The organism is Cryptosporangium minutisporangium, assembly GCF_039536245.1.
GTDB lineage: Bacteria > Actinomycetota > Actinomycetes > Mycobacteriales > Cryptosporangiaceae > Cryptosporangium > Cryptosporangium minutisporangium.
Genome location: NZ_BAAAYN010000005.1, coordinates 25,457 through 42,289, shown reverse-complemented (window position 1 = coordinate 42,289; position 16,833 = coordinate 25,457). Strand labels below are relative to the sequence as shown.

General features: G+C 69.0%; 14 protein-coding genes and 1 pseudogene. 4 read left to right on the top strand and 11 right to left on the bottom strand.

What is annotated here, in order from left to right; all coding sequences use genetic code 11:
• Positions 1–478: 478 nt before the first annotated feature.
• Positions 479–2,575 carry an NACHT domain-containing protein gene (locus tag ABEB28_RS04280; RefSeq protein WP_345726633.1) on the bottom strand — a complete coding sequence of 699 codons (2,097 nt, stop codon included), beginning with the start codon at positions 2,573–2,575 and terminating at the stop codon, positions 479–481.
• An 853-nt stretch (positions 2,576–3,428) separates the two neighbouring features.
• Here ABEB28_RS04280 and ABEB28_RS04275 point away from each other — a divergent pair.
• Complete coding sequence (locus ABEB28_RS04275) at positions 3,429–4,148, top strand: hypothetical protein (protein ID WP_345726632.1); 720 nt, start codon at positions 3,429–3,431, stop codon at positions 4,146–4,148.
• Complete coding sequence (locus ABEB28_RS04270; protein ID WP_345726631.1) at positions 4,145–4,504, top strand: hypothetical protein; 360 nt, start codon at positions 4,145–4,147, stop codon at positions 4,502–4,504. The genes ABEB28_RS04275 and ABEB28_RS04270 overlap by 4 nt, the downstream gene beginning before the upstream one ends.
• A gap of 30 nt (positions 4,505–4,534) precedes the next feature.
• On the opposite strand, the gene ABEB28_RS04265 is transcribed toward ABEB28_RS04270, so the two are convergent.
• The 3 genes from ABEB28_RS04265 to ABEB28_RS04255 all read right to left on the bottom strand — a co-directional run bounded on the left by ABEB28_RS04265 (position 4,535) and on the right by ABEB28_RS04255 (position 7,144).
• Positions 4,535–5,497, bottom strand: a complete 963-nt coding sequence (locus ABEB28_RS04265) for a hypothetical protein (RefSeq protein ID WP_345726630.1) — start codon at positions 5,495–5,497, stop codon at positions 4,535–4,537.
• Positions 5,490–6,197, bottom strand: coding sequence for a hypothetical protein (locus ABEB28_RS04260; RefSeq protein WP_345726629.1), 708 nt, complete (start codon positions 6,195–6,197; stop codon positions 5,490–5,492). The genes ABEB28_RS04265 and ABEB28_RS04260 overlap by 8 nt, the downstream gene beginning before the upstream one ends.
• A gap of 80 nt (positions 6,198–6,277) precedes the next feature.
• A complete protein-coding gene (locus tag ABEB28_RS04255; protein ID WP_345726628.1) occupies positions 6,278–7,144 on the bottom strand; it encodes a hypothetical protein in 867 nt (288 codons plus the stop codon).
• Positions 7,145–7,295: 151 nt separating this feature from the next.
• Here ABEB28_RS04255 and ABEB28_RS43020 point away from each other — a divergent pair.
• Together ABEB28_RS43020 and ABEB28_RS04245 are read left to right on the top strand one after the other, a co-directional pair.
• Positions 7,296–7,799, top strand: a pseudogene (locus tag ABEB28_RS43020) (ATP-binding protein); the annotation flags it as partial.
• Positions 7,800–7,811: 12 nt separating this feature from the next.
• The gene (locus tag ABEB28_RS04245) at positions 7,812–10,133 is read left to right on the top strand and encodes an ATP-binding protein (RefSeq protein WP_345726626.1); all 2,322 of its coding nucleotides are present in this window, start codon (positions 7,812–7,814) and stop codon (positions 10,131–10,133) included.
• A 26-nt stretch (positions 10,134–10,159) separates the two neighbouring features.
• Here the strand turns inward: ABEB28_RS04245 and ABEB28_RS04240 are convergent, their stop codons facing one another.
• From ABEB28_RS04240 to ABEB28_RS04210, 7 genes are all read right to left on the bottom strand, one after another.
• The gene (locus ABEB28_RS04240; protein ID WP_345726625.1) at positions 10,160–10,435 is read right to left on the bottom strand and encodes a nickel-binding protein; all 276 of its coding nucleotides are present in this window, start codon (positions 10,433–10,435) and stop codon (positions 10,160–10,162) included.
• 198 nt (positions 10,436–10,633) lie between these two features.
• A complete protein-coding gene (mnhG, locus tag ABEB28_RS04235) occupies positions 10,634–11,029 on the bottom strand; it encodes a monovalent cation/H(+) antiporter subunit G (protein ID WP_345726624.1) in 396 nt (131 codons plus the stop codon).
• Positions 11,026–11,286, bottom strand: a complete 261-nt coding sequence (locus ABEB28_RS04230) for a monovalent cation/H+ antiporter complex subunit F (RefSeq protein ID WP_345726623.1) — start codon at positions 11,284–11,286, stop codon at positions 11,026–11,028. The genes mnhG and ABEB28_RS04230 overlap by 4 nt, the downstream gene beginning before the upstream one ends.
• Positions 11,283–11,918: a Na+/H+ antiporter subunit E gene (locus ABEB28_RS04225; protein ID WP_345726622.1), complete on the bottom strand. Its 636-nt coding sequence runs from the start codon at positions 11,916–11,918 to the stop codon at positions 11,283–11,285. Before ABEB28_RS04225 ends, ABEB28_RS04230 begins: the two co-directional genes overlap by 4 nt.
• Positions 11,915–13,483: a Na+/H+ antiporter subunit D gene (locus tag ABEB28_RS04220; protein ID WP_345726621.1), complete on the bottom strand. Its 1,569-nt coding sequence runs from the start codon at positions 13,481–13,483 to the stop codon at positions 11,915–11,917. Before ABEB28_RS04220 ends, ABEB28_RS04225 begins: the two co-directional genes overlap by 4 nt.
• Entirely contained in the window at positions 13,480–13,929 is a 450-nt protein-coding gene (locus ABEB28_RS04215) for a Na(+)/H(+) antiporter subunit C (RefSeq protein WP_345726620.1), read from the bottom strand. Before ABEB28_RS04215 ends, ABEB28_RS04220 begins: the two co-directional genes overlap by 4 nt.
• Entirely contained in the window at positions 13,926–16,790 is a 2,865-nt protein-coding gene (locus ABEB28_RS04210; RefSeq protein ID WP_345726619.1) for a Na+/H+ antiporter subunit A, read from the bottom strand. The genes ABEB28_RS04215 and ABEB28_RS04210 overlap by 4 nt, the downstream gene beginning before the upstream one ends.
• Positions 16,791–16,833: the final 43 nt, after the last annotated feature.

Genomic DNA, 16,833 nt, shown 5'->3' with positions numbered 1-16,833 from the left:
CGGTCCTCACCGGGAGGTCGCCGCCGACGCCACCAACCAGCCAACCCGACGGCGATCCCTGGAGATCGGGGCCGCGCGCACTGGCGGCTCGCGGTGCTCTGCCGGCGATGATTTTGACTCGCTTCTATCCAGATGAATGGACCTCGGCACCACCCCTCGTCCCGGTGAGTGGGAACCGTATCGATGCAATATTTCTGCCTTTCCGCGACTACTTAAAGAATGTCTGAAGACGTTATTGCCAGTGCTTGACGGCAACGTTTCAGGACTCCTATCCTCCGCCCAGTAGGGCGGAGGAGAAACGTTTCATGGCGCGCGATGTTCGCGGCCCGGTCCGCCCTCGATCGGATCGGTGACGTGGATTCGCTTGGAGCCGTGCGAAGCGCCGATTTCGGAGAAAGGTTCGTATCTGCGATGCGCCGATGTGGTGGGGGCGGGCTCGCAGCTGACCGGCCTGATCGCGATCGGCGGATAGATCCACCTAAGCGGGCTCTGCGGGTGCCGGACGGTAGTGCTCTTGGTCGGCCGAGGCTTCGCTCGTCGGTTCGGTGCTCGCGAGACGGTCCCGCAACAAGGCATGTCGGAACTGATAGACCGCGCCTGCCTGCTGCAGGACGCCGCGCCGGTGTGCGTCTGCGAGGAAAGCCATGAGCCGCCAGGGCAGCTCTTGTCTGCCGCTCCACCACAGCCTGGCCATCTGGAGCCAGCCCCATCCGCTTCGTCCGAGAGCGCTGACCAGCGGTCCCGCAACGGCATAGGCCAGACCTGCCGTCAGTCCGACGGTTGGCTCGACCCAGATGCCCAGGGGGACGCCTAGGACGAGGGCGCCGAGCAGGCCTCCGACCATGCCCATGCTCAGGTGGCGGCGCCGGTCGCTTCGGAGGAGGTCGGCGGGGGCGAGAACGACTGGTCGTTCGGCGTCGTCTTCGCGCGAGAGGGTGGTGAACTCGCCGACCAAGCCGATGCCTGCTGTCGCCATGAGTCCGTAGACCAAGCCCGCCATCGCTCCAATGTGGAACCCACCAGCAATTCCGGCCGCGAGTCCGATCGCCAGGCCGCCCGCGATTCCTGCAGGAAGAGCCTCGGCGAGGCCCGCGAGTACACGGACCGGCAGCCGTCGATGGGTCCGGCGCCAGCGCAGCCGATGGCGAGACGGCTGGGGCACAGTCCGGCGCCAGGACAAAATCCCTCCCACGAGTCCGACGCAAAGCCCGAGCACGACTGCAGTCAGCGAGTTGGTCGCTAGTCCGAGCACCAGGCCGACGGCCAGGCCACCAGCAATGCCGACCGTCAGCAGGTAACAGGCGCGGACGAATCGCGGGACCGCGGTGGCCAGCTCCCACCACGCGATGTCCTGGGTGCGGCGTGCGCACATGTCAGCCGCGAGGAACCGCAGCCATCGCTCGGCATGGGTGCGATGCCACCGGTCTCCGTCGGAAGGGTTACTGGAGGGATCGACATAGAGCGCAGGGACCAAGCGATCGAGCAGGCGAGCGTGAACGGCTTCCCGATTCGGGAGTGTGAGCAACTCGGCCAGCTCGTCACCTGCCTGACTCGGTCGGTTGTAAGCCTCGCGGGCCAGGTCCACCCAGAGTGGTTGGTCCAGGGCGGCAGCCAGGTGCCCTCCGTTCTCTGCATCGCGCCGGAACAGTTGGTGCCAAGCGACACCGTGGTGTCCGGTGTGCTGCAGGTAGCGCCGAACCAGCGCCGCTGGCAACGGTGTGAGCTCCACGATCGCCGCAGCCGCGAGAGGACGCGGCCTGGCTACGCCCAGTGCCTCGCAGAACTCGCGCGTCCGACTGGTCAGGAGGAGCGGTGCGTCCGGGTCGAAGGTGTTACTGATCGCGGCCAGTGCACGAGGTCGTCGCGCGGTGGGCATCTCGTCCAGACCGTCGAGCAGTGGGAGGAGAAGCCGACGAGGAATCCGTGCGCGTTGGCCGTAGTCGACCTCGAGCCGTGCGGCGATCCACTGGTCCAGGGACTGCTGGTCGGGATCCCAGGTCGACAGGCGCAACAGGACCGGCACGCGGTCAGTCGCCGCCCGCTCGTCGATGAGTCGCACGACGGCGCGCAGCATCAGTGCGGTCTTGCCTGATCCTGGCTCGCCGAGGACGACGATTCGGCCACGAAGCCGTGTGTCTCGGACAATCCGATGCAGGGCGTCAGGATGGTCTCGGTCGACCACACCGTCGAGATCAAGCGATTCCTCGCGGCCGTCGCTGCGGATGTTGGCCCAATGGTCGGAAAGCGGCGGTCCGAGCGTGTTCCAGGCCGTCGGAAGCGGGTGGGGATGGTGAAGGCGGCGTCGCCGTAGCTCGGGTTCCCATACCACTTGGACTGCGGCGGCCAGTGCCTTCAGCGTCTCGGCTTGGTCTGCGGGTCTGGCCTGGGCATTGGATTGCTCGGCTCGCAGGTTCTGGGGCCACGTGAGATATCCGCCGACCATCGCGACCGCGACTGCGAACAGTAGCCACACCCATTTGATGCCATCGCCGTCGAGAACTTGGTTGATCGCGACACCGGCGGCAACTGTCAGGGCTGCGGTGGCTGCAAGGCGGCCCCAGTCGGGCCGAGTCACCGCGTTCCGCCGCTGAGCAGCCTGTCCCGTCTGATGTTCCGGGAGCGCACGCAGAGGGGGGTGCTGTCGGTTAGCGCTCGGCGTTCGCCGGAGCAGGTCGGTCGCTGAGTCCGATGGTCTTCCGCGGAGTCAGATCGTTCGCCCGTCATGTCAGGGCACCGTAGTCAGTCTGTGGCGCGTCAAACAGCCCGGAAGTAACTGATCTCCCGGAAGGTCTGGAGACCCCTTCCAGCCCGGCACATAGCCCAGCGATCCCACATGTCACAGATCCCTGCAGCAGCCCCCGGAAATTACGTGGCCCTGGGCGCGCAGCGCCCCTCCGAGGCACCTGGTCCCGTTGTCCCGGTGGTCACGGGTCCAGCGCGTGCCCGCGCGGCTGGATGCGGTGTCCCCTGGTGTCCGAGGTGCTAGCCGCACCACCTTCCCTCGCGTAGCGGAGAGCCGGAACGTTCAGGGGCGCAGGCGAGGGCCGTGCCCGGGGGTCTGCCAGGGTCGCGGGAGTTTCATGAGCGGCGCCGGTGTACGCCGTGGTTGGTCGGCTGGCTTACGCGAACGGCCGGTCACGGTATCGGCACGTGCCCGCTGGCGACCGTCGTCGGCCGGCGCGCCGCGGGAACCGGTCCGGCCACGAGCCGGTGGGTCCGCTGTTGCGTCAACTCGTGCGGCCAGGTGTCCGCGCTGGGCGAGCGCGCTTCGCAGATTGGCGGCGTAGATCGGCTGGGTGACAAATGCCGAGAGCGCCGTCGCTGGCGTGAGATCGCCACGCACACCGTGAAGGCAGGCCTCCCAGGCAGGTAGCGGGACTGCCCCAAGTTCGGATCCTCGGTGTGACTGCGTTGATACGTTCGCGATTGTGTTCAGCCGACCGCGGCGGTCGCTGCTGCTGGTTCACCGAGGCCGCTCGGTGCCGTTGGGCCTGCTCAAGATGGTCCTCGGACTCGCGATGACGGCCGCGGCGATCGCCGGAGGGTTCGTTATCCATGCCGCCGGCGGCGGCATCCCGGCGATGTTGCTGTGGGCCTTGCCCGGGCTTTACCTGGTCGATTGGGGCGCGCCGATGATCGCGGACGGCGCCACCGACCTGTGGACTCGGTACGGGTGGCGGGAGCTCCGGAGCGGCCGCGCGCTCGAATTGCGCCCCGACGGCGTCCGATACACCGCGGCGCTTCCGCTCGACGCGGGCGCGGACGTCCCGCCGCCGGACGTCGTCGCCGGCTGGGACCAGGTCTCGGCAGCGGCGTTCCGGCCGGGCGCGGCGCAGTCGTGGTGGTTCTGCCTCGACCTCGCTGACGGCGTCTGGCCGGCCGAACGAACGCACGCGCTCGTCGCCACCTACCGCGCGGGCGGCGGCGACTCCCGTCCCAGCCGGGCGACCGCCGATCGGCGACTCGGCGAGACCCTCGACTGGTTCGGAACCCCGCTCGCCGTGAACACACTGATCTGCCCCGGTGGACATGTGCGCCGCATCGACCGGGCGCTGCGCAAATGGACTGGCGGACGACTCCGCTGCCGGGCCGCTGAACCGCCGTGGTGGCGGCCGCCGCACGTGCCCGGCGGCTGGAAGACGCGGTGACAGAGGTCGCGCGAACACCGGCGCTCGACGTGGCATGGGAACACGACGGTGAGGACAACCCGCTGACGGGCAGCCGGGCGTCGGGCTGGCCGGCCGCGCCTACGCCCAGCAACGCCCGGACTGGATTCCCGATCTGGCCGCCGACCTTCGCTCGGTCCAAAGCGCTGCTGCCCGCGGTCGCTGAGCAACCTGATTCGTTCTTCGTCGTCGAGCTTCACTACCGCAGGGTGGCGCTGCTGCGGCCACGGTCCGGGAGCATCGAGTTCGGCCGGCAGAACTTCCGGGGGACGCTCCGAGCGGAGCACGTCGGCGCGCTGCTGGAGTTGCATCCACACGATCCGTGGGATGCGTGGTGAGCAGGTCACCGCGCCCGGCACTATCGGATCTCAGGGGGCATCGTTCTGGAACTGGAACTGCATCCGCATGGACTCGTCGATCGGGACGATGATCGTTGAGTTGCTCGCTGACCAGACGTCGGGTACCAGGAGCATTCGGTCCTCGCCGATTACCAGCAGCCGCAGTCGTCGGTAGCGGTAACGGAACTCCTGGTGTTCCGCGTTGGGCAGTTGTGTCTCCTCGACGATGCCGTTGCGCAGGTAGAGCCGCTCCCGTGTGTCGAGAATGACGCGGGGGAGGCGTTCGGGGTCGGCCGCCACCTCGCGGGCCAGACCACGGCCGGTCAGCTGGGCGACCGTGGCCGTTGCCCAGAAGATCGCGGTCACCAGGAGCAGGTACACGAGGAAGCGCGCGGAGCGACGGAGCCCCGGTGCGGGGTCGGCGTCGACAGGTGCTGGTGCTTCGGAAGCCGGGGCTGCGGCCGTGATCAGGTCGGCGAAGCGCCACGCGTACGCGACGAGGCTCGCGCCGCAGATCAGCAGTGCCGGCGTAACCAACGCGTAGGCTGGCCATTCCTGGAGCGTCTCGTACGCGAACAGCAGTGCGATGCCGGATGTCAGCAGGAACGCACCCAGCGTGATCGCCGCACGGGTGATCCGGCGAGCCTGGTGGGCTCGCCGCGTTCGGACGACGTCGCTGACGGAAGGCGAGGCCAGCACTGCCAGGACGCGTCGATGCAACAGCAGGTGCACCAGCAGGCCGCCCGCGCCAAGGAGCGTCAGGGTTAGCAAGGGCACGAGCAATGGCTGAGGGCTGCGCATGATGTAGTCCCGTGTACCGAGCCCGATGACGTCTACGTCGACACCGAAGTACTCGTACTGGGCACGCGAGGAGACGTACCCGAAGTAGAACAGCACCGCGCTGATCAGGGTCACCGGTCCGATCGCCGCAGCCCACGCCGGCAGCCAGCGGGGGAACCCACCGGGTTCCGGCTCGGTGCCGGCGTCAATCATCGGAGGCCGAACTGTGGTCGCTCGGGGTAGGCGGGGAACCCTCGGGGTGGGGGTCGTCGTCAGGCTCGGGGCTCACGTCCTCCCGCGGCGCGTCCAGCCCCACAGTGGCTTCGCGCGTCCTCGCGTCCTCGATCCAACGCGCGCAGGCCTCTCGGGCGTCGGGGCTGCACGAGACGTGCCCGGCCAGGGTCAACTGCGCGTCCGAGCCGTCTTTCGTTCGGTCGTGGAGCGACCTCGCGACCACCTTCACCACGCATCGGCCACCCTCGGCGGTGAACGTGTAACCGCGGCAGGACGGCGGGCCTCCGCAGGCGCCGCGCCGTAACTCGATCACGTTGGTGGGAGCCAGCCCGATCTCGGTCACCGTGGCGGTGAGTCCAGCAGGTACCTCCTCGAGCATGGTGATCGAGACACAGTGGGCGACGTCGATCGCGGGCAGATCCGTGCGGCGGCCGCCGGCGGGCAGTTGAGGGACGTTGACGTAGGGCCTCTCTTCCTCACCCGCCGGTTTTTCCGGCCCTTGCCCCTCGGTGTTCGGCTCGTCGCCGTCGCTCTCAGTCTCCGGCGTCGGATCGCCCCACGAGGCCGCCGTGGTTGTGTCCGATTCCGGGGGCGGCTGATCGCCGTTGTCGCCGCAGCCGAACGTGGCGACGAGGACCAGGCCGATCAGACATAGGAGATGATGAGTTCGGTGCGGCATGAATGACTCCTCGGTCGGCCGGACGGCGATGCCACCGGGCGAAGCGCCGCCCGGTGGCGTCCTCGTTGAGGACCGATCTCTCAGTCGATGTCCGGATCGGTCGGGGGCATCCGGCGCAGCAGAACGTGGAGTCGGTAGAAGCCGCGGTTGTCGTCGAACTTGTGATCCCACGGGTAGATGAGGAAATCGCCGTCCGAGGTGGCGCGCCGTTTGTGGTGCGGGCGCGGCCGCAAATAGAAGGCGTTGCGCACGTGGCTGGGGCGGTGGGCGTCGTCCCGTGTTCCCGGTTCCTTGATCCAGCGATTGCGGTGGTCACTATCGCCGCTGTAGAAGGCTCGACCGGCTGCGGGAAGGCTGATCAGGACGCCGCCCTCCTGCTTCGCCTTGTGGCCGTCGGACGGCTGTTCGCCGAACGGATCGCGGATTCCGGTGCGGACCTGCTTCTCCTTGAATCGGTCTTGGGCGTAGGCGCTCGCCGCGCTGATCGCCGGGGCGAGTTGCGGCGCACCGAACGCTGCCGCCGTGACGCTGGCGCCTGCCGCGACCAGGCCGATGAGCGATGCGACTCCTTCGTTCTGGACGCTCTCTTTGAACGACGCCAGGCCGGTGGCGCTCGCGAGTTCGATCTGGTCGCCATCGGTGACGCCGCTGATCATCAAGCCGATGGGATCGGCCGCGTTGAGGAAGATGACCAACGCGAGACTCGTGTCCTGGCTCGCCCATTGCACGGAGTTACCGAAGCCGTCGGGCTGCTGTCCGGCCGTCGTGACGGTGGAGCGCGCCTTGGCGTTACCGGGCAGAACGAAGCGGGATGCGAGCGTGCGCTCCGCAGGAATGACCTTTCGCGGCCCGAAGAGAGCGGTGCTCCGCTTGTCGAACTGGTTCTTGTCGAGGGCGAGTGCCGCGCGATTGGCAATGATCTGTGGCAGGTCGAGGGGCAGGACCATGAATCTCTCCTGAATGTAGGTTTCTTTACCTTCTCGACGGTAGGAAGCACCGGGCATGTGCACATGACATGATTCCGCCGACATTCGCCCTCGGCTTCCTAGTGATTTCTTGTCATCGACATCGCGGCGTGCCGGCGCGTAGCGTCGGAATGTGTCGTTGTCGTGGGAACGGCCGGCGTTGCCGGGACAGTGGTCGGCCACCCGGCGTCCGGTGTTCGTGGGGCGGACGCCTGAGCTGGCGGTGATCGAGGAGGCGTGGACCTCAGCCGTTGGCGGCGCTCGGCAGGCTATTTTTATCGGCGGCGAGCCTGGCGCGGGGAAGACGCGGCTGATGACTGAGATCGCGCTCGAAACGCACCGGCTCGGCGCCGCGGTCCTTCATGGTCGTTGCGTGGCGGACCTCGGCGTTCCGTATCAGCCTTTCGACGGGCCGGCCCGCGTGCTGGGGGACGCTGTGACGTCCGGCGCGCTGCGGGCCGAAGGCGCCGCGCGTCATCTGGCGGTGCTCGCGGACGACGCGGAGCCGGCCGCGGCTGCCGAGCCCCGGATCGACGAGCGTCGCGCTCGCTACGAGGCGTTCCTGTGTTGCCTGCGCGCCGTCGCAGAGCACCAGCCGCTCGTCCTTCTGCTCGATGACCTGCATCGGGCCGGAACGACGGCGCTGCAGTTGCTGGACTACGTCATCGAGCACAGCGAGAGCCTGCCGCTGGTCGTCCTGGGGGCGCACCGAACCACGATGCCGGACCGCTCGCAGGCGCTGGTCGATCTGATCGCCGGGCAGTACCGACTCGACGGCGTGCGTCGGCTCGACCTGGCGCCGCTGGACACGGAGAGCATCGCCGACTATCTCGTCGCGACGTCCGGTGTACCGGTTCCGCGCGCGATGCGGACCGCCGTTCTGCTCCGCGACCGCACCGGGGGAAACCCGTTCTATCTGCGCGAGCTGTGCCGTGAGGCCGGTGCTGTCGAAGCGCGCGCCCCGCAGGCGGTGACCGACGCGCTCGGACAGCGGATCCGTGGGCTGTCGGCGCAGCAACGGACGACGCTGACCGTCGCCGCTGTCCTCGGGGAGGAGGTCGACGCGAGCGAAGTTGTGCCGCTGGTGCGTGGTGCCGACGGCCTTCCTGCGTTGGACGATTTGGTGGACGCCGGGCTGCTCGACGTGGCGCGGGACCGGACCGAGGTCTACCGCTTCGTCCACGAGCTGGTCCGGCAGGCGGCTCTGGACGCGCTCCCGTCGCTCGAACGCGCCGAGCACCACGAACGTGCCGCGCTCTTGCTTGAGGCTCGGGGTGCCCCCGTCCGCCGCTTGGCGCATCACTTCGCCGGGGCGAGCCTGCTCGGGCACGGCGACGCCGCGGTGCGGTACCTCGCCGAGGCGGCCGACATCGCCGATCGCTGCCTCGCGCACGCGGAAGCCGCCGGGTTGTTCGAGCAGGCAGCCGCGCACAGCACGGACGCGCCGCGGCGCGACGCGTTGCTTGCCAGGGCGGCGCACAGCCATCTGCTCGCCTGCGAGTTCGCGGAGGCCCGTGACCTGTACCGGCGCCTGACCGACGCGGGTGACCCGGAGCGGCGGCTGGTAGCTACGATGCTGTTCGAGGAGGTGGCCTGGTACACCGCCGACTCCGGCCCCGCCGTCCTGGCGCTATTGCGCCGCGCGATCGCGGACGCACAGGTGGACGAAGCGCATCCCCAGTACGTGGCCGCGCTGGCCAGCCTCGCCCGTGCGACGTCCCAGAGCGGAGCCGCGGACGCCGCCGAGGCGCTCGCGGCCCAGGCCATCACGGCTGCGCGTGCCGCCGGTGACCCAGTGCGACTCGGCACGGCCCTCGCCGCGTCGGTACAGATCGGCAACCATCCCACGGTCAACGACGTCAAGCAGGCCCGCGCGGAGGAACTCGCCGACGTCGCCGCGCAGACCGGGCAGTGGCTTCTGCTGGGCCCGTCGGCGTACCACCGTTGTACGCTGGCCTACCAGCGAGGGGACGCGGGCGAACTGGCCGCCGCCCGCGTCGACGTCGAGCGGACGGCGGTCGCCGCGGGACATCGCTACTGGAGCCACATCGCCGGGTGCGCCGCGTACGGCGTCGCGGTCATCGAGGCCCGCTTCGACGACGCGATCCGGTTGACCGAGGACCTGCTCGCGCTCAGCGGCACGTTCACCGGCTCCGAGGCGGACGGGCTGTACGGCGTCCAGTCATTCGTGGTCCGGCGGGAGACCGGCGGGGTGGAGCCGGCGCGCGCGTTCGTCACCGGTCGTGAGTCCTGGGAGGAACACTGGCCGCCTGCGCTGCTCGCCCTCTACGTCGAGCTGGGTTTGGACGACGCCGCCCGCCGGATGCTGACCCACCTGCGGAACATGTCCGCGGAACATCGAGACTCCGCCCGGCGCCCGGCGACGTTGGCGTTCGTTGCGGAGGCCGCGTTAGCGCTGCAGGACCCGGACGCTGCCGCGTGGGTGCGGCCGCTGCTGGCCGACTACGCGGGGCTCAATCTCCTGATGGGCCCGTTCGCCGCAGTGTTCGGCGCCGCCGACCGGTACCTCGGCGCGCTCGAGAGCCTGCTGGGCAAGGAGTCCGCCGGACGGCGGTTCGAGGCGGCGCTCGACCTCGACGACCGGACCGGCAGCGTCCTGCACCGCGCCTACACGCTCGCCGCGTGGTCGGCCCACGCGCGGTCCCGAGGTGACGGAGCCCTCGCGGTCCGGCTCCACCGGGAAGCCGCAGCCCTCGCCGACCAGCACGGAATGGTGCGGCTGCGGTCCCGGCTGGCCCAGCGCGTCGGGCGTCCGGCCGGTCTCACTCGGCGCGAGCAGGAGGTACTGCGGCTGGTCGGAACCGGCTGCAGCAACCGCGAGATCGCCAGGGCACTGACGCTCAGCGAGCACACCGCCGCGAATCACGTGCGGAACATCATGACGAAGACCGGCTGTGGGAATCGGACGCAGGTGGCCATGTTCGCCTCGGCGCACGGGCTGCTCGACTAACGGCCGGGTGGAATCGGCAGGCCGGCTCAGGACTCCACCGGCACCATGCGACCGGTCGCTTCGATCCGGTCACCGAGCTCGACGACGACGTCCGCGGGCAGCCCCGCGCGAGCCGCTGCCCGCCGGATCGCCTCGGCCGACTCCGCCTCGTAGAGGCAGTAGGTTTTGCGTTTGTCGGCCGCGAGGAACGAGTACAGCCAGCGCACTTTTTCTTCGTCGTTGATCAGGTTCACTTCCGCGGCCCCGTGGAGCGTCGGCTCGAACTCCTCGGCGAAGCGTCGTTCGATCATGAAGATGGGCATCATGCCCTCCAGGTCGAGTCTCGACGGTAAACGCTCGGCTACGCTTCGCCGCGGCCAGGTTATCGTCTGCTCGCGACAGGAGTACTCAGCGCGCCGGCGGGGACGAGCAACCACGCCGACTCGGTGACCGCACCGAAACACTGATTCCGCACCCCTCTAGGACTCCGCGGCCAGCACAGCGAACGTGGGCGCTGTCGTTCAGTCGTCCCTGGTCGAGGGCTCGCGAGGGGCGGGATCCGGCTCGGAGACCTGATCACTGGTGTGATCGGTCAGCTCGTCGAGAATCAGGACGTCCTGGCGTACCCGCCCGGCACGGTAGACCGCCCGGCCGACCATGTGGGCGCTGACGGGAGCCGTCGCGAGTTGGAACACGCCGACGAGGACGAGGGTGGTGATGTCGATCGTGTTCTGCAGCCGCAGGGCGGCGCCGGTGAGGATCAGCAGCAGCCCGAGCACCTGGGGCTTGGTCGCGGAGTGCATCCGGGACAGCAGATCCGGAAAGCGGAGGAGACCGACCCCGGCCGCCACGCTGAGGACGGCGCCGGAGATCAGACAGGTGGCGGCGAGGACGTCGGCGACGGTTTGAATGGTCATCGCCTGCTCCCCGGGGCGAACCGGCCGACGCTGACCGAGCCGATGAAGCCGAGGATCGACAGTCCGACCAGGATCGGCAGTGAGGTGGCGTCGCGCGTGTAGGCCGCTTCGGTGGCGATCGCGCAGACCACGATGGCGAGTAGCACGTCGGCGGCGACGATGCGGTCCAGCGTCGAGGGGCCGCGGACCAGTCGTATCAGCACCAGCACGGCCCCTGCGGCAAGAAGTGCCGTGACGGCCGCCGCGACGATGATCATGTGGGGTCTCCCTGGCTCGCGGTGGGCGGGGTGTCCAGCTGACGTATCTCGGCGTCGGAGCCGATGGCCCGCACGATGCGGGCCTCGACCTCGTACACGGTTCGGCGGAAACGCTCCACCTCCGCGCGATCGGCGACACCGATGACGTGGATGTAGAGGGCAGTACTGGCCTGGTCGGTGTCGACGATCAGGCTGCCGGGGACCAACGAGACGACCTCGCCGGTGAGAGTGAGAACGAGGTCGGAGCGCACTCGCAGCGGTACGCGAATGATGGCGCTTCGTGGCTGGCGGCCGGGCCGGAAGGCCATCCAACTCAGCTGTGCGCTCGCGCGCACGAGATCGACGAAGAACTGCAGCGAGAAGCGTGCCAGCCCCAGTGGCCGTAGCCGGCCGGCGAAAGTGACCGGCGGCAGGGGGAAGACGGTCAGCACGACGGCTGAGACCAGCAGCCCGCTCAGGAGATTCGCCCAGGACAACACGCCCCACAGCAGAGTCCACACGGTGACCAGGACGGCGACCGCGACCGCCCGGTCTCGCCAGCGGATCCGCCGAGACAGCCCACCGGGCGCGGCCGAAGTGGTGTCGGAGCGGACGTCGTCCGGAGTTTCGATCCGGTCGTTGCCCGCCGTCACGGCGCACCGTCCGGGAAAACGGCCCGAACGTACGGTTGGCGATCCAGCAACTGGGTGGCGGCGTCGGTGCTGATGTCGAACAAGGGCCCGGCAACCACGGTCAGGCCGACCCCGAGCACGACCAGCGCGAGCGTTGCCGCGACCATCAGCCGCGGCAGTCGCGGACCGGTTTCACTGTCCACCGCTGTGCTAGCCGGCGACGCCTCGCCTTCGCTGGACGCCTCGGGGCCGCTGGTGAGCGTGGTAATCGGGGTGCGCCAGAAGGCCAGATTCCACACCCGGGACACCGCGTAGAGAGTCAGCAGGCTGGTGAGCACTCCGCCGGCGACCAGTAGCCAGCCGAGCGTCCCACCGTCGCTGACTCCGGCTTGCAGCAGCCCGAGTTTGCCGAGGAAGCCGGAGAACGGCGGGATGCCGGCGAGGTTGAGCGCCGGGATGAAGAACAAAACGCCGAGCAACGGTGCCAGCCGGGCCAGGCCACCGAGGTGCTCCAGATTGGTCGTGCCTTCTCGTCGCTCGATCAGGCCGGCGGCGAGGAACAGCGTCGTCTGGATGACGATGTGGTGCACCACGTAGAAGATGGCCGCGGCGAGCCCGGCAGTGGAGGCGAGCCCGATCCCGAAGAGCATGTAGCCGATGTGGCTGACGAGCGTGAACGACAGCAGCCGTTTGATGTCCGACTGGGCCACCGCGCCGAGGATGCCTACGAGCATGGTCAGCAGGGCGGCGATCAGGAGCACATCCGCGCCCCTGCCCCCGGGGAACAGCAGCGTCTCCGTTCGGATGATCGCGTAGACGCCGACCTTGGTGAGCAGGCCGGCGAAGACAGCGGTGACCGGGGCGATGGCCGTCGGGTAGCTGTCGGGCAACCAGGCCGACAGGGGGAACACGGCGGCCTTGATGCCGAACGCCAGCAGCAGCGTGCTCTGGAGCACCAATCGCACGCCGTCGGGCAGGGCGTCGAGGCGGCCCGCCAACTGGGCCAGGTTGAGGGTGCCGGTGGCCGCGTACACCAGGCCGATGCCGATCAGGAAGACGAGCGACGACAAGAGACTGACCACCACGTAAGTGGTGCCGTCGCGGATGCGGCCCTCGGTGGCGCCGAGGGTGATCAGGACGTAGCTGGCGGCGAGCAGGATCTCGAAGCCGACGTAGAGGTTGAACAGGTCACCGGCGAGGAACGCGTTGGTGACACCGGCCGTGAGGATCAGGTACGTCGGATGGTAGACCGACACCGGCGTGACTCGGTCGTCGCCCTGGGTCACGCCCTGACCGATCGAGTACACCAGCACGCTCAGCGTCACCGCGGAGGAGACCACGAGCATCAAAGCCGCGAGCTGGTCGGCGACGAGCACGACGCCGATCGGGGCGGCCCATCCGCCCACGGAGACGACCATTGGACCGTCTGCGGTGGTCAGCGCCAGGAGCGCCACTGCGACGGCGAGCGTGGCGGCCAGCACGACCAGGCTGACCGCCCGCTGAACCACCGGCCGTCGGACGATCACCAGGATCAGTGCCGCGCCGAGCAGCGGCATCACCACCGGCAGCGGGACGAGCCACGTCATCGCGGTCTTCCCTCCTCGTCGGCGGTCGGCACCGGAGCCACGAGCGCGGACTCGCCCTCCGTGTCGTCCTGGCCCTCCGGGCCCTGGTCCTGTTCGGCGCGCTGCCTGATCCGACGGTCCTCGATGTCGTCCTGCACCTCGTCGTGTCCGGTCAAGACCCAGCTGCGATAGGCCATCGCCAGGAGCAGGGCGGTCATGCCGAGCGTGATCACGATGGCGGTCAGGATCATGGCCTGGGCGAGAGGATCGCTCATCTCGGACTCGGGAGTGACCCCCACGATCGGCGGTCCGCCGTACCCGCCGCCCAACAGAATCAGCAGATTCGCTCCGTTGCCGAGCAGGGTCACCCCGAGGATCACCCGAGTCAGAGTGCGCTCGAGCAGCAGGGTCACACCGCAGGCGAAGAGCACTCCGATGACGATCACCAAGAGCAGATTCGGCCTCACACCAGCTCCTCCTCGTCGCGCCGGGCGACGGCCTCGGTTTGGGCCCACTCGGCCTGCTCCTGGCGGTCCACCTCGCTGCCGAGGCTGCGCAGGATTTCCAGGATCACGCCGATCACGACCAGGTAGACGCCGACGTCGAAGATCATGGACGTGACGAAGTGGACGTGCCCGAGCACCGGCACGTGCGCGTCCAGCAGTGTGCTCTGCAGTACCTCACCGCCGAAGAGCATGGCCGTCACGCCGGTGCCGACGGCGATGAGCAGGCCGGTGCCGAGCATCAGACCGGCGTCGACCGGTGCGGCCACGTTCAGCTCGTGGCGGCCGCCCGCGAGGTACCGCAGGACCAGGGCCAGCCCGACCACGAGTCCGCCCGCGAAACCACCGCCGGGGGCGTTGTGACCGGAGAACAGCAAGTAGACGGAGAACAGCACGATGGTGTGGAACAGCAGCCGTGTGACCACCTCGAGGATGGGTGAGCGCAGTCCGGCCTGGACGGTGTGCCCGGCCATCAGCCAGATTCGCCCCGGCGGTGGCGCCAGCGGCGGTGGTCGGAGGAGCCCGCGGCGCAGCTGTCCCGAACCGGCGAAGACGAGGCTGGCCAAGCCGGTGGCGGCAGCCACCAGCACCGAGATCTCACCCATGGTGTCCCAGGCCCGGATGTCGACGAGGGTCACGTTGACCACGTTCCGGCCGCCGCCGTAGGAGACGGCGGGCTCCGGAAAGCCGGTAGCGATGGACGTCGCCTGACGGGCGCCGGTTGCCACGTATGCCATGCCGGCGACCACCGTGCCCACCGCGACGCCGATGGCAACTCGCATCCATCGGCTGGCCACCCACGGTCGGCGGGAGAAGTGCCCGGGCAGCCTGCGCAGCACCAGCACGAACATCACCAGGGTGCACGTCTCGACCAGGAACTGGGTCATGGCCAGGTCCGGTGCGCCGTGCAGGACGAACAGCATCGCCGTCGAGTAGCCCGTCACTCCCACCAAGACGACGGCGGTCAACCGGCGATGGGCCCGCACCGCGAAGACCGCAGCGATGACCAGAGCACCCGCCGGAACAAGCTGTAGCGGCGTGTCCCATAGCCGGCCCTGGGCCGGAAAGGGTCCGCCCAGGAGCAACGCGCTGCTGCCCAGCGCCGTCAGGACCAGGAGGATCGTGCCCAGATAGAACGGCAGTGAGCCGCGTTGGGTAGCCCCGGTCACCTCGACGGCGAGCCGCCCCACCCAGCCGATGATTCGCTCGTATGCGGTGCTGCCCGTCACCGGCAGCCGCAGCCGCTGCCACCCGCCCGGCCGGACCGTCCACTTGAACACCACGGCGCCCGCGGCGAGCGCGAGCGCGGACAATCCCAGCGCGGGCGTCAGGCCGTGCCACAGTGCGAGGTGATATCCGTCCGTGTCCGGGAAAGCGTCGGCGTATCCGGCAAACAGTCGGTCCAGCCCTGATGCGCCGAGCCCGGCGGCGAGACCGGCCACCGCGAGCAGCGCCGCCGGGAGGAGAAAGACGACCGACACCCGGTGGGCAGGAGGCTTGGCGAACGCACCGCCGCTGGCCGTCCTCGTTGGTGCTTTGTCGGCGAACGCGCCCCAGAGAAACCGCAGGCTGTACGCGACCGTCAGGGCCGACCCGGCCACAACGCCGACCAAGGTCACCCATCGCCAGCGGTCAGCTGCGAAGAACGCCTCGAAGGTCGCCTCCTTGCCGACGAATCCGGCCAGCGGCGGTACGCCTGCCATCGACGCCGATGCGAGGACGGCCACCGCGAACAACAGCGGCTCTCGGCGCCGGAGCCCGGTGATCCGGCGCAGATCCCGGGTGCCCGCGGTGTGGTCGATGATGCCGACGACGAAGAACAGCGCGGCCTTGAACAGCGCGTGCGCCAGCAGCATCATCACCCCGGCCAGCGCGGCGGCCCGGAAACCGGCGCCGAGCACGACGAACAGCAGCCCGAGCTGGCTGACCGTGCCGTACGCGAGAAGCAATTTCAGGTCGTGCTGGCGCAACGCCGTCCACCCACCGAAGAGCATCGTCAGGATTCCGGCGATCAGGACGACCGGTCGCCAGATCGCAGCGTCGGCGTAGACCGGCGCGACCAGAGCAAGTAGGAAGACACCCGCCTTGACCATTGCGGCAGCGTGCAGATAAGCGCTGACCGGCGTGGGAGCGGCCATCGCGGCGGGAAGCCAGAAACTGAACGGGAAGATCGCGGACTTGGACAGCGCACCGGCCAGCAGGAGGACCAGCGCGATCGAGAGGTAGCCGCCGGTCGGCGGGTCGGCGGCCATCTGCGACCACCGATAGCTGCCGGCGTGTTCGCCGAGCATGATGATCCCGACCAACATGGCCAGGCCGCCCAACGTGGTGAGGATCAAGGCCTGGGTGGCGGCCGTCCGGCTGGTTCGGCTGGCTGGGTTGTGCCCGATCAGCAGGTAGGACAGTACGGTCGTCAGTTCCCAGAACGTGTACATCACGAGCAGGTTGTCGGAGACGACCAGGCCGAGCATCGCGCCGGCGAATCCCACGAAGACGCCGGCGAAGAGGGCCAGGCCCGGCTCGTCAGCAGTGAAGTACCGGACGCAGTAGACGAGTGCCAGGGCTCCGACCGCACCGACGAGCAGCACCATCAACCACGAGAGCGTGGTCATTCGCAGCGCCAGGTCGATTTGCAGCTGGCGTACCCAGGGGTACACCTCGACCACCGCGCGACCGTCGAGCATCCCGGCCGTGTGCGCCAGCGCCCACGCGACCGCCGCCGCCGGAACCGTGGCCAGCAGATAGAAGGCGCGCAGCCCTAGCCGTTGAACCAGGAGGGGAGCGAGCGAGGCGGCGATCAGATGGACAACCAGCAGGACCAGCACTCGCCCCTCCTAGGAGTTCCGGCCGGGGGACCTACGCGAGGCG

What these genes read in the sequence shown, in the direction of transcription:
- ABEB28_RS04265 (WP_345726630.1), bottom strand. Translation starts at nt 5,497, where the DNA reads ATGATTGACGCCGGCACCGAGCCGGAACCCGGTGGGTTCCCCCGCTGG.
- ABEB28_RS04260 (WP_345726629.1), bottom strand. Translation starts at nt 6,197, where the DNA reads ATGCCGCACCGAACTCATCATCTCCTATGTCTGATCGGCCTGGTCCTC.
- ABEB28_RS04255 (WP_345726628.1), bottom strand. Translation starts at nt 7,144, where the DNA reads ATGGTCCTGCCCCTCGACCTGCCACAGATCATTGCCAATCGCGCGGCA.
- ABEB28_RS04240 (WP_345726625.1), bottom strand. Translation starts at nt 10,435, where the DNA reads ATGCCCATCTTCATGATCGAACGACGCTTCGCCGAGGAGTTCGAGCCG.
- mnhG (WP_345726624.1), bottom strand. Translation starts at nt 11,029, where the DNA reads ATGACCATTCAAACCGTCGCCGACGTCCTCGCCGCCACCTGTCTGATC.
- ABEB28_RS04230 (WP_345726623.1), bottom strand. Translation starts at nt 11,286, where the DNA reads ATGATCATCGTCGCGGCGGCCGTCACGGCACTTCTTGCCGCAGGGGCC.
- ABEB28_RS04220 (WP_345726621.1), bottom strand. Translation starts at nt 13,483, where the DNA reads ATGACGTGGCTCGTCCCGCTGCCGGTGGTGATGCCGCTGCTCGGCGCG.